Origin of the sequence: Fibrobacter sp. UBA3629, from assembly GCF_002374005.1 — a bacterium.
Taxonomy (GTDB): domain Bacteria; phylum Fibrobacterota; class Fibrobacteria; order Fibrobacterales; family Fibrobacteraceae; genus Fibrobacter.
Genome location: NZ_DFLC01000021.1, coordinates 1 through 12,999, shown reverse-complemented (window position 1 = coordinate 12,999; position 12,999 = coordinate 1). Strand labels below are relative to the sequence as shown.

General features: G+C 53.4%; 9 protein-coding genes and 1 pseudogene. 2 read left to right on the top strand and 8 right to left on the bottom strand.

Annotated elements, in window-relative coordinates; all coding sequences use genetic code 11:
- Window positions 1-23: 23 nt before the first annotated feature.
- The 8 genes from B2310_RS07160 to B2310_RS07125 form a co-directional block, all read right to left on the bottom strand.
- Window positions 24-1,166, bottom strand: coding sequence for a glycosyltransferase (locus tag B2310_RS07160; protein WP_290730005.1), 1,143 nt, complete (start codon window positions 1,164-1,166; stop codon window positions 24-26).
- A complete protein-coding gene (locus tag B2310_RS07155; protein ID WP_290730003.1) occupies window positions 1,167-2,258 on the bottom strand; it encodes a glycosyltransferase family 4 protein in 1,092 nt (363 codons plus the stop codon). It lies immediately after the preceding gene.
- A 20-nt stretch (window positions 2,259-2,278) separates the two neighbouring features.
- Window positions 2,279-3,085 (bottom strand): glycosyltransferase family 2 protein, encoded by an 807-nt coding sequence (locus tag B2310_RS07150; RefSeq protein ID WP_290730001.1) that lies wholly within the window; start codon window positions 3,083-3,085, stop codon window positions 2,279-2,281.
- A 1-nt stretch (window position 3,086) separates the two neighbouring features.
- Window positions 3,087-3,773, bottom strand: a complete 687-nt coding sequence (locus B2310_RS07145; RefSeq protein ID WP_290729999.1) for a sugar transferase — start codon at window positions 3,771-3,773, stop codon at window positions 3,087-3,089.
- Window positions 3,773-4,924 (bottom strand): ATP-binding protein, encoded by a 1,152-nt coding sequence (locus tag B2310_RS07140; RefSeq protein WP_290729997.1) that lies wholly within the window; start codon window positions 4,922-4,924, stop codon window positions 3,773-3,775. The genes B2310_RS07145 and B2310_RS07140 overlap by 1 nt, the downstream gene beginning before the upstream one ends.
- A gap of 132 nt (window positions 4,925-5,056) precedes the next feature.
- Window positions 5,057-6,238 (bottom strand): DegT/DnrJ/EryC1/StrS family aminotransferase, encoded by a 1,182-nt coding sequence (locus tag B2310_RS07135; RefSeq protein WP_290729995.1) that lies wholly within the window; start codon window positions 6,236-6,238, stop codon window positions 5,057-5,059.
- Between the two features lie 10 nt (window positions 6,239-6,248).
- Entirely contained in the window at window positions 6,249-8,147 is a 1,899-nt protein-coding gene (locus tag B2310_RS07130; RefSeq protein WP_290729993.1) for an OmpA family protein, read from the bottom strand.
- A 10-nt stretch (window positions 8,148-8,157) separates the two neighbouring features.
- On the bottom strand, window positions 8,158-10,101 hold the full coding sequence (locus tag B2310_RS07125; RefSeq protein WP_290729991.1) for a polysaccharide biosynthesis protein: 1,944 nt from the start codon (window positions 10,099-10,101) through the stop codon (window positions 8,158-8,160).
- A gap of 213 nt (window positions 10,102-10,314) precedes the next feature.
- Here B2310_RS07125 and B2310_RS07120 point away from each other — a divergent pair, with 213 nt between their 5' ends.
- Both B2310_RS07120 and B2310_RS07115 read left to right on the top strand, forming a co-directional pair.
- Window positions 10,315-12,537, top strand: a complete 2,223-nt coding sequence (locus B2310_RS07120) for a CotH kinase family protein (protein WP_290729989.1) — start codon at window positions 10,315-10,317, stop codon at window positions 12,535-12,537.
- A gap of 197 nt (window positions 12,538-12,734) precedes the next feature.
- Window positions 12,735-12,999 (top strand): annotated as a pseudogene (locus B2310_RS07115) (diphosphate--fructose-6-phosphate 1-phosphotransferase); the annotation flags it as partial.

Here is a 12,999-nt window from a genome sequence, read left to right as displayed (position 1 = left end):
ATACGCATATGGAAACACCGAAACTAAACGCATTGAATACCCTGTCTATACATCATGGCGATATTCTTCCAAGAATATCGTTCCTTTAGCGCCTCGCATAGTTTTCGTTGTTTTTCAAAATCAAACGATGGATTCACCAATCTTTTCAGCAAATTTGATAAACTTTCCGCATTTCCCGATTCAAAGAACATTTCTTCGCCGAATCCAGCCAATGTTTCTTTAAAACTAGGTAAATTCGAGCTAATAACGGGCCTTTCAAAAAATAAAGCCTGCAAAAGAGCACCGCTTTGCGTTATTTCCCTGTAAGGGAAAGCAAGAACGTCCGATTTGAGGATGATTTCGTCCAAAAGTTCGTCCGAAACCCGCTTTAGGATAAGATCAATGTCCAAACCAGTTGATTTTTTCCGCAAAACCTTCTGGTATTCTTCCGAAGTCTGCCCCACAATTGTCGTATGAATCCGGCTCTGGATATCTTTGGGTAGCAACGCTATTGCGTCTACAAGGATATCCGTGCCCTTGTAATAGCTTTGGTTGCCAAACATCACTAGCTGAAGTTTTTCTCCGCGTTCGTGATGGGCAATATTTGCGTTTTGGGGCTTAAAGACGCCATGCGGGAAAATCTTGCAACGGGATCCGTCAATTGAAAAATCCCTGCAAAATTCCTGTTTTGAGCATTCCAGGTGTAAAACGAAGGTATCTATAAGTCTTTCAACTGCAGCAAAACGGGATTTAAACCGACTGCGGGCCCGATCGTCGGCATTATGCGGGTAGATATTGTGTATTGTTAGCCAAATTTTTGACTTCGGGGAACATAACTTTATTAACCGTAAAAAAAAGCGTTCAATTGAACAAATTTCTAGGAACGGAAGCCACTGAAAGTGTATTATGGAAGGCCGTTTCCAGAATACATAAATGGCCAAAAACAAATAGTTAACAAGTCCTTCCAGGGCCTTAGCAAAGCGTTTAAACTTATTTTCGCTATTCTGCATTCTCTGCGGAACAAAGCTCACCAGTTTTTTTGCCTTACAGGCGATACTTTTCGGGTCGACATTTACAGCCAAAAATGTCAGGTCGTCTTTTTCGCCGAAACAAGACGCCATCGCTTCGCATAGTGCGATGTCGTACCTGGGAATCTTGCCGGATATGTCGACCATCAAGTATTTCATCTAGCCAACAATCCCTTCGAACAGTTTTTTCCACATGTTGCAGATTACGACCGAACTGAACCGGCCAACGTTTTCAACGGCATTCTTCCCCATTGATTTGCGCTGCTCGGGATGCTCAATCATATAGCTGATTCCATCGTAGAGCGCATCCTTGTTCTGGTTTTCTACAAGAATTCCATTAACGCCATTCTCAATGATATCGGAAGGGCCGTTCGGGCAATCAAAGCTCACTGCAGGGACACCCTGGGACTGAGCCTCGACAAGCACCATCGAGAAGCCCTCGAAACGCGATGATAGGACGAAAAACGCGGCCTCGCGGAGCTTTTTGTGGATTTCGTTGGTACGCCCCATCAGATTGACGACGCCGTTAAGGCCTGAGTTGGAAATCTGCTGTTCAAGTTCCTTCCTGAGATTTCCATCCCCATATATCTTGACTATCCAATCGGGATATTTCTCGTGAACCCGGTTAAACACGTCTACTAAGGTATCAAACCCCTTTTGATACTGAATTCGGCCTATGGCAACAATTGTCTTAGAATCTAAAGGCGATGTGTAGGTTTCTGTTAGAACAACGGGATTCGGGATAACGCAAGTATGCTTCGAGGGGAAGAATTTGTCGTAACATTCCTTGTCCTTGGATGTCAGGACCACGACTTTACTGCATTTCTTGTAGATATGCAACCGGAGTTTTTGTAGCAGGCTCCCGTAATATCCGTAATACACATGCTCCGCGGCAACGACATTTTTCAGGCTGACTCCGGCCAAATAGAGAAGTATCATATTGGGATAGGCCTGCCCCACAATCACATCGTATTTATTCTTTTTGAAATGTTTGCGGACATTGAGGACATTGCCTAGAATGCGGAACATTCGCTGCGGCGAATGCGGCTTGGCATCGTAATTCTTTTCCGAGAGATAGGTTATCTTGGTTCCCGGGAAATCATAAGCAAGAGTCTTACTAGACCTGAACTGAGAAACGATTTCTATGTCTAAATCACGATGACTAGTAGTGAACTGGGCGCAAAGGAGAGATATCACCCGTTCGATTCCTCCGGTATGCGTTATGTCATCATAAAAAAAACACAGTCTCATACATATATCCCTAACAACTTCTAAAACATCCCCACGTACTTAACCTTCTTCCACACGCCAAAGAAGAGGTTTCGGCCTGTATTAAACAGGGATGCGACCGGGTTCATTCCTTCGGCTTCGCGGTAGAGCTTGTAGTGCCACTTGATGAGTGACGTATAGCTATGATTGCTTATCGATCCGCCGCGTTTGCGGTAGCGGGCCAGGTTTTCGTCCAGGAGGTAGCAGTCGGCCTTGCGACAGATTTTCAGCCACATGGCGTAATCGTTGTTCTTCTGGATTTCGGCAATCTGGATATCGCCCACCACCTCGCGGTCGTACATCACGGTAAGGCATCCGGGCCAGCAATAGTTATACATTCCCGTCTTGGTAATGCGATTCGGGCCACCGACAACCGTTCCCGTGGGCTTGCCGTCCTCGCCCATTTCCTCGTAGCGCGTATAGCTGAAGGCATAACCATTCTTGTCCATGAAGGCAATCTGCTTTTCGAGCTTGTCGGGTGTCCAGATATCATCGCTGTCAAGGAAGGCTATCCACCTGCCCTTTGCCTCGCGGAGAGCGCGATTGCGGCTGTAGGCGGCACCGCGGTTGCGGTCGTTTTTTAGGTAGTGGATTTTTGAAGAGAGATCCCCGCCTTCGCGGGGATGACAATTAAGTTCGCGGGGATGACAAAGGGGAGCAACAACTTCGTCGGTGTTGTCGGAGCTGGCATCGTCAACAATAATCAGTTCCCAGTCGGCATAGGTCTGAGCAACAACCGAGTTGATGGACTCGGCAATGTACGGAGCCGTGTTATAGCTGGGCATGATAATCGACACCAAAGCGGACATGCTATTTCGCCTCCGCTATCAGTCTCTTCGCTTCTTCCTGGCCGCGGTCGTATTCCTCGCGGGTGATGCGGCCGCTTGCCAGCAGGTAGTCGCCGAGGTCGGTCGCGGTGTCGGAGCCTTCTTCGGTGATGTCGGAACGCTTGATAAAGGCCTTGTTCAGCGTAGTGAGTATTATCTTCACGTCACCCAGGAAGGTGATTTTCTTGATGTACTCGAGGTCGTACTCGATTTTCTTTTCCCAAGTCACGGCGTTCCTGCCGTTGATTTGGGCAAGCCCGCTCAGGCCCTGCCGCACGGTGTGGCGCTTGCGCTGTTCGGGGGTCATAAAGACCATGTCGCGCACGAGTTGGGGTCTCGGGCCGATTACCGCCATGTCGCCTTTTAAAATGTTGAATAGTTCGGGGAGTTCGTCAAGGCTGGTACTGCGCAGGAACTTTCCGTACGCGGTAAGGCGCACGTCATCGGGGAGCAGTTTTCCAGAAGCGTCGCGCGCATTAGTCATGGTGCGGAACTTGACGAGCCTAAAGATTTTTTCGTCTTTACCGGGGCGAGGCTGCGTAAAGAACGGATTCCCCTTCATCTTGAACGCGCCAACGACCGTGAGCACGAGCATCAGCGGGCTCAGGCAGCAGATTGCCGCTAGAGCACAACAAAAGTCGAAGAAACGTTTCAGGAAGCGGGGGTACATCAGGAAAGAACCTCCCAGTGGCCGCCGCGGTCACCACCAATACGACGGATTTTCCCCTGCGTCTTGAGTTTTTTCACATGCCAATAAACACCGTCTGCGGTTATTCCGAACTGTTCCGCAAGCATCTGAGTTGTGGCATCGGGGTTCCTGCGGAGAGCCTCTAAAATTTTCTCCGTAGTATTCTCCGTAGTTTTCTCCGTAACTTTCTCCGTAGTTTCCGGAGTATTCCGGTAGTTCTCATGCTTGTCAGCATCGCGGGCAAAAACGGTCACCCTGACTCCGGCGCCCATCATCTCGAATTTCGGGTCACGCAGTCCGGCCGCCCTGAAAAGCCTTATCACGCGGGTCACTCCGGAACCGTATTTTTCTATTTCGCCGAGCTGGTGGAAATGGTTTGCGATGGCCTTGTTGCGCAGCGTGGAGAGATAGCGGCCGTTAACCAGGTCGTCAACGGTCATGTCGTCGGGCAGCTTGCCAGGGTTGAAAAACTCGATATGGTCCTGGAACACCTTGACGCAGGATTCCGAAGGGGAGCGGTAATCCCTATGCACAATCATGTTCAGTACAAGCTCACGGAGCGCATCCAGCGGGTAATCCCACACAAGGTCGTTTTCCGGCTTGCCGCTTATCACGACGGCACAGTTTATATGCTTTTTCACGAACCCGAAAACTTGCTCCACCTGGCTTACCAGGTCGCCATGGGCCTCGTCCCTGTCCCTGATGATTGTCGGGGACTGGAAAAAGCCCATCTGTACGGCAGTGTTCATGTGCCAATCCTTGGCAAACAGCATCTCGGCAGCAAAGGTCAACTTATCGTCACGCAACAGACGGTTCTTGCGCAAGAACTCGACCGCGTCCATCGGCAGGTGGTATCCGCGTGAATTTATGCGTTCGATGCTCCGTTCTATTTTTTCCAGAGAAACGTCTTCCATTGACCCGGATTCATCAAGCACATAATCCCAGCTAGAGTTTTGCGTCTGCAGCATGGCATCGCTTATTTCGACGGGAGACATAACGTGGTTACTGTTCTCGCGCCGCATAAAGCAACGCCCCTGGACCGCCACGGGCTTTATCGTCTCCTGATTGAAAGACGACTTGAATTCGACCTTGCTGTTTTCCCCTGCGGAAATCATTTTTTCAAGCGCCGTCACAGAACCTCCCAGTGACCAATGCGAATATCACCATTGCAAAAAAGATTCGCATTACAACCTAATATAATATAAACGTCGGCTTTGTACAACACGGCCTGCTGGCTTTTTGCCCCCAAAAACATAAAAAGGAGGCTATTCAAAGCATTCCCTTATGGCAGCGATGATGGCCTCCTGCTGGTCGGGGGTCATCTTGTTGTCGCTGGGGAGGCAGAGCCCGCGGGCGAAAATATCGGCACCGACGTCATCTCCCGAGGCAGTCACAAAGGCATGTCCCGCATACAAAGGCTGCATGTGCATGGGTTTCCATATCGGGCGTCCTTCGGCATTCATCGCAGAAATGCTTTCCAGGATTTTCGCGGGCGTCGCCTTGCCTCTACCCTCGCCTATCGCATTCTCGTCGATAATCATGCAGCTCAGCCAGAAGTTCGGCACGGAATTCGCCGCGTCATAGGGGTTCATCTGCACGGGGAGCCCGGCAAGGCCCGCCTTGTATCGCTCGTAAATGGCACGCTTCTGCGCAATGTGTTCCTCGAGGTGCGGCAGCTGTCCGCGCACCACGCCCGCAATCACGTTGCTCATGCGGTAATTGTAGCCGATTTCCTCGTGCTGGTACCACGGCGCGGGCTCACGGCTCTGCGTGCTCCACTTGCGCACACGGTCGGCATCTTCCTTGCTGTCGGTAAGGTACATGCCGCCGCTGGAACCGGTGATAATCTTGTTCCCGTTAAAGCTGATGGCGTTGAAGTCGCCGAAACTTCCGGTCTGCACTCCCTTGTAGCTAGCCCCGAAGCTTTCGGCGGCATCTTCGATGAGCAGGGCGTCGTGACGCTTGCATATTGCGCGAATCTCGTCAACCTTCGCGGGCGTTCCATACAAGTGAACAAGCACGACCAGCTTCACGTCCGGATAAATTTCGAAGGCCTTTTCTAGAGCCACGGGATCCATGTTCCAGGTATCGCGTTCGCTGTCGATAAAAACGGCCTCGCCATTCTCGTAGGCCACCGGGTTGAGCGTCGCAGCAAACGTCATGTCGCTGCAGAAAACCTTCTGCCCGTGCAGCGTACCCTCGCCCGCCTTGGGCACTCCGAACAAACGGACACCCGCAAGCCGCGTAGCCAAATGCAACGCCGCCGTCCCCGCCGAGAGCGCTACGGCATACTTCACGCCCACCTTCTCGGCCACCTGGCATTCCACCTCGTCGATATTCTTCCCGACGGTGCTCATCCAGTTGGTCTCATAGGCCTCCTGCATGTAGCGGAGTTCTTCGCCATGCATGGTGGGACTCGCAAGCCAGACTCTCTTCTCGAAACGCATCGACTCTCCTTTAAGGCTCATCCTTATAGAACGGAATCAGTTCCACGCGGCGGTTCTTGGCACGGCCCTTCTTGGTCTTGTTGTCGGCAATGGGCTTGCGCGGTCCAAAGCCAACCGCACGGAGACGCTCGACCGGGATTCCCTTGCGGATAAGATAATCAACCGCCGACTGGGCGCGGCCCTGCGAAAGGTTCTCGTTATATTCGTCGCCGCCAACGTTATCGGTGTGGCCCTGGATTTCGAGGCTCACGTCGCCGAACTTGGTCAGCAGTTTCACAATGTCATCGAGAGTCCTGTAGCTCGCCTTGGTCAGCACGGTGGAGCCGCTCTTGAAGTTGATTCCCTTCTTGAGCCTTTCCAGGTCTTCACGCTTGTTGACAGGGCAACCCTTCTTGTCGATTTTCACGCCACGCAGGGTGTTCGGGCACTTGTCCTGATAGTCGGGAATGCCATCGCGGTCAGAATCCATCGGACATCCGGTCGTATCCACCGGAGCGTTCTTCGGAGTCGCGGGGCACAGGTCCTTCGTGTCAGCAACACCGTCGCGGTCCTCGTCCATGGCGCAACCCGTCGAATCGACGCCGATGTTCGGCTGCGTGTTCGGGCACATGTCCTTGTGATCGGGGACGCCGTCGCCATCGAAGTCGCGCGGGCAACCCGTCGTATCCACCGTAATTCCCGCAGGCGTATCCGGGCACTTGTCGCGGTCATCCGAAACGCCGTCGTTGTCGCTATCCGGCAGCGAATCCACCTTCACGTAAGACTGCTTCTGCACCACCGTATCGACCGTGTATACGGTGTCCACATGCACAATCGTATCCGTACGGGCCACGGTCACCGTGTCGCGAGGCTCTTCGGGCGGGAGTCCCTGCGGGCACTGGCGTTCGGAAACCTTGTCCGCAATGCCGAACTTCCACGTTAGGAGTCCTGTCAGGGCATACGTCGGGGACGGTGTGTAGCCATACGTCTTCTTGTATCCCTTCTGGTCGGTGTAGCCGATAGTCCACTTATCGACATCCTTCATTTCCTTGTCGCGGTCATAGAGCGTCCGGAGCATGCGCACCGAGAAGTCGATGCCGCCAGAAAGCTCCAGGTTCCACGGCAGATGGAACCTGAGACCCGGAGTCAAGGTCATCGGATCTTCCCAAAAATCAATCGGGAGCCCATTGTTTTCTACGCGGAATTCGCCGCTATATTCGACAAAGGAGGTCATCCACTTGAACATGTCCCAGTCGATACCGGTGCCATAAACCAGCGTATTCGAGCCCTCGTTCGCATAGACAAATCCGATATTCGCGTTCCAGCGCAAGGGAACGTTCACTTTTGTCAAATCAACAGTCGTCACGGCGCTCATCCCGACGACCACTTCGCCCGCCGTATAGGGGTGCGTTTCGCCCTTCCCGTGGATATACCACGCATGGCGAGGACGGATACCGATGGAACGGACGCCTATCGGGAGGTACAGTTCGAACTGTCCGGCCAGGCTGAACACGCTCGAATCGCTAAAGAAGGGCGCGCGCGCCTTGGCCCAAAGGTCCAGGTCTCCCTGCCTGATGTTGCCGGCCGCTTCCCAGTAGCTGCCCGCATACGACCTGTCGTAGTTGATGTTGAGCGCGGCACCGATATCGATGAACCGGGTGAGCCCGACCGCGCCGAAAAAGTTACCTGTCGCCGAAACCTTCAGGTGCTGGAGCTTTTTCCTTTCGCCATCGTCGTAGAAGATTCCTCCGCGCGAAAGCGCCCACGGGTCAATCGCAAAATTTCCACCCGTACCAACAATGACCTGCCCCGTACCGAGCGTCTGGGTATTAATTTGGTGGACACCGTCGGAACCACCCATAAGGCCAGTCTGGGCAAGGCAAACCACCGCAAGCCCCAAAATCAAAACAGAAAAAAAACGTAATTTCATAATATTCAGGTTAAAAAGACTGGCCAAATTTAGCTTTTTCTGTCGCGTTGTACTGTTCCGGGGAGACAAAAGTAGGCACAATCTCGTGCAAAGCACGCACGGTTCCAGCCTCGTCGTTCGCAAAGGCCGCATCCCTGAGCTTGCGAAGCTGCGGAATAAACTTGCCATTGTCAATTTCGAGCTGTTTTCCAATAAAGATGAGCTTGTTGCCGGTTTTTTGCAGGCCTTCCTCGTCCATCAGGAGTTCTTCCTTAATCTTTTCGCCAGGCCGGAGCCCAACAAACTTTATCGGGACATCCTTGTAAGGCACCTTCCCGTACATGCGGATGAGGTTCTCGGCAAGCGTCACGATCTTGACGGGTTCACCCATGTCGAGCACGAAAATCTCGCCGCCGTGCGCGATACTGGCCGCCTCGAGCACAAGGCTCACCGCCTCGGGAATCGTCATGAAGTAGCGGATGATATCGGGATGCGTAACCGTCACGGGCCTTCCCTGCTCAATCTGGCGCTTGAACAGCGGGATCACGCTCCCGTTGCTGCCGAGCACATTTCCGAACCGCGTACATACAAATTCCGTTCCGCTCCTCTTGTGCTGGGCAAGGTACTGCACAATCATCTCGCAGCAGCGCTTGGACGCCCCCATCACGTTCGTGGGGTTTACCGCCTTGTCGGTACTGATCATCACGAACTTCTTGACCTTGTTGAACAGCGAAAGGAACGCCACGTTGAAAGTCCCCGCAACGTTGTTCTTAATCGCCTCCATCGGGCTATTTTCCATCAAGGGCACATGCTTGTGGGCCGCCGCATGGAACACCACATCGGGCGTGTACTTCTTGAAAATCTGGTTCATGCGGTTGTAGTCGCGCACGCTCGCAATGAGGGTCACGAAGTCGAGACTATTCCCGTACTCCATAAGGAGTTCCTGCTGGATCTCGTAGGCGTTATTCTCGTAAATATCGACAATGACGACCTGTTTCGGGTCGTATTTCGCAATCTGGCGCACGAGTTCGCTGCCGATGGAGCCGCCGCCACCCGTAACCATGCAGACCTTGCCCTCGATATAGCCGCGGACATCCTTGTTATCAAACGTAATGGGGTCACGCCCCAACAGGTCCTCGACCTTGATATCGCGAATCTGCTCCACGAAGTTTGTAGAGCCGTCGCCAATGCTTGAAGTATCGAGCAGGCTACCGATAAACGGCAGCACTTTGACCGGGAGCCCCGTCTTGCTGCATATCGAAAGAATCGCCTTGCGGTCCTTGGGCGGGCAACTCGGGATGGCGAAGATAATTTGTTCTACATTCTCGGCCTTCGCTACCTTCACGATATCGCGAGTACCGCCTGTTACAAGTACCCCGCAGACGGTAGAGCCAATCTTGTTGCGATCATCGTCGATAAGGCATACGGGTTCAATCTTGGGCGACCCCGCCCCCGCCACAGCGGGCAGCCTGTTTATCTCCGTAATGAGGAGTTTCCCCGCCTCGCCCGCGCCGATAATCATGGTGCGCTTGCGTTCCGCATCATTACGGCCGACTTCTGCAATGGTCAGGAACGCATCGCGGAACACGAAACGGAACAGGCAGATGCCCACAATGGCAAGCAGGCACGAAAGCGCCGAGAAACGCAGATACGAGACCCCGGTAATAATATAGTAGAGGCCGATAGCGACGGAATAACCGAGCACGACACCGATAATGCAGCTCACGTAGTCCTTTTGCGAGAAGTAGCGCCAAAGCTTGTTGTATGCACCTACCAGGAGGAGGGCGGCAAGGCAGCATACCACGCACGTCGACATGAACGAGAAAAGCTCAGGGCGTCCGATTCGCGATGCATATATGGGAATCGGGAAATTCGCGAGCAGTCCCGCAATAACGACGATGAAACCGTCCGCAAGCGCGAGCAGTCGCTTCCGGAGCCTGAAATTGGTAAACAGCTCGGATATATCTTTCTTCATCGTGTTTTGGGCCCCTCCAAGATATAAACATTTTTGATTATCGGGAAGATATGTTACGCCATTTTGGAAATGAGTGTGATTTGCGTCAAAACACCCCATTTTTTGCCTTCCAAAAACTGTAAAGAATCCGTTAACAATCGTCAAAATTGGCGAAATCTTTTTAATTTAAGGGATGGTGTGTGGACTTAGGGCGTTTTAGCGTCAAGGTCAATTATGCAAAGAAAAATCGCTCTTCTCTCGTTTATAACAGCCGCCACATTCTTCGCAGCATGTTCAGACGAGCCCACAAACGCAAATCCCATCGACCCGAACGGAGGCATCCAGGACTCCATCCCCGTGATAAATCCGGAAGACCCGCTCAACCAGCAGGGCGACCCGAACCAGGGCCAGGGGCAACAAAATCAGCTCAGTTCCGCAACGGGCCCTGTCAATCCGCAATCAAGCAATGCCCAGCCCGGCATTTCCAGCGCGACACAGCCCGGTATTTCGAGTTCGTCGGCCCAGATAATCGCCATGTCTTCTTCCGTCGGACTCAAGGAATACGACGACAACCACAAGGCAAAAGCGACGTTCCTCCCCAAGGCGGGTTTCTACTCTAACCTGACCATTGAACCGCCGACCCCCACGAAGGGTGGCGAAATCAAGTGCACGTTCGACGGATCGTTCCCCACGCAGGGTTCGCAGGCGATTACCTCGGCGATGCAGATTACCAAGAACACCGTGGTGCGCTGTAGCGAGTTCGTGAATGGCCAGCCCGCCGACACCACGACGCAGACCTACTTTATCGGCGAAAACGTCTCGATGCCGGTGGTTGCCTTGACCGTGAATCACCACGACATGTTCGACTCTACCGACGGCCTTTATGCGACAGGCCCGATGACGAGTCTCCGCTGCAACAACCCGAACTTCGACAAGACGAGCATGGGTGTAATCCTTAGCGACAACAACAATTCCAAGTGCTCCGAGCCCTGCTTCAAGGCGAACTTCTGGTGCGAAGATTCCCTTCCCGTGCACGTGGAATACTTCGAGAAGGGCAGTTCCACCACCGAAAAGACTTGGGAAATCGATGCGGGCATTTCGCTTATCGGTAACTGGAGCCGCTACAAGCCCAAGAAGAGCGTCGCCATCAAGATGGACAACGACGAATGGGGCGACAAGGTGCTCAAGTACTCGTTCTTCAAGACGCGCCCCGAAGCAAAGAAGATGAAGAGTTTCAACCTGCGCAACAACGGCAACCGTTTCTGGACGGACTACATCGGCGATGCCATGATGACGAGCCTCATGGAAGGCACCGACGTGGATTACCAGCGCAGCCTGCAGGTGGTGGTGTTCTACAACGGCGAATACTTCGGAATTCACGACCTGCGCGAACGCCTGAACAGGAGCTTTGTCGAGACGAACTACGGTATCGACAGCAAGTCCATCAACATGATTAACATCAAGGGCAACAGCGCCGAGGCTAGCGGCACCAAGGGGGCCTCTGCCGACGAATACAAGAACATTGCGAACCAGATTATCAACGGCAACTTTGCCGGCGACAACAACCAGAGTTACGAACAAATGAAGCAGAAGGTCAACATGAACAGCTTCGCGCAGTACATGCTCGCCGAATTCTACTTCCACAACGGCGACTGGCCCGAAAACAACATCCGCGCCTGGGGCGGCAACGGCAATCCGTTCAAGTTTGTCGCGTTCGATACCGACCACGGATTCGGTTTCTCGCCGGGTATCAGCGGGTTTGACGTAGCGAGCCAGAACATGTTCCAGTGGGCGCTGGGCTCTGCCACGAGGGACAACAGCCAGCAGGGCGGCCAGCAGAACCCCGGCCAGCAACAGCCTGGTCAGGGCCAGTTCCCCGGCATGGGCGGCTGGGATATCGGCGGCGGATGGGGCTTCGGCGGCGCAAAGCAGGGCCCCGCGCAGATGCTCAACAAACTTCTCGACAACAACGATTTCAAGCGCCTGTTCATCAACAACGCATGTATATTGCTCGACAACTACCTGACCTACGAAAATGTGCAGAAGAAGGTGCAAGAGATGATGGCTGCTATTCCTGCGAGCGAGCAACAGCGTGACCAGCAGAGATGGCCGCGCAACCAGGGCAGCTTCCATTGGTCTCCCGACGGTAGCGACCTTATTCAGTATGCCCAGAACCGCACCCAGACTGTACGCCAAGAAATGGAGCAGTACTTTGGCCTGCAGAATGCAGTGAACGTGAGCATCAACGTGAGCGGGAGCGGCAGCGTGACGGTTGACGGCATGAAACTCCCGAAGAGCAATTACCAGGGCAAGTTCTACGCGGGTAACGACCTGTTATTGCAGGCAGTGCCGAGCAACGGCTCCGTGTTTACCGGCTGGAGCGACGGTTCGACAGAAAACCCGCGCAAGTTCCAGCTGAACGGCGGCTCCGCAAGCATCACCGCGCAGTTTAAGTAACCAACACATTCTCGTATTCTCGCACCGCCAGGTGCTCACGAAAATACTCCGCCCGAGAATCGGACGGAGTATTGAGTGTCGGGAGGGTTTTAGGGAGGGCATAGCCCTCCCTTGTCTTTTTTTTCTATATTTACTCCCGTAATTTTTTAACCCTGCCTGTGCGTCAACCCGCCGGGCAAACTCAAAAGGAAGAAACAATGGCTGACAATCTGTCCGTCCTCGGCAAGGCTCGCAAGGCCTACCAGCCGAAACTCCCCGCCGCTCTCCGCGACGGCGCTCTCAAAGTTGCTCTCGTGAAGGGCAAGCCCACCCAGTCCGTCCGTGACCAGGCCAAGATCAAGGCCCTGTTCCCGAACACCTACGGCGCTCCGTACATCGGCATGAAGAAGGCCGCCAAGGCCCAGGCCGGCAAGGCTCTCAACGTGGGCGTTGTCCTTTCCGGTGGCCAGGCTCCTGGTGGAC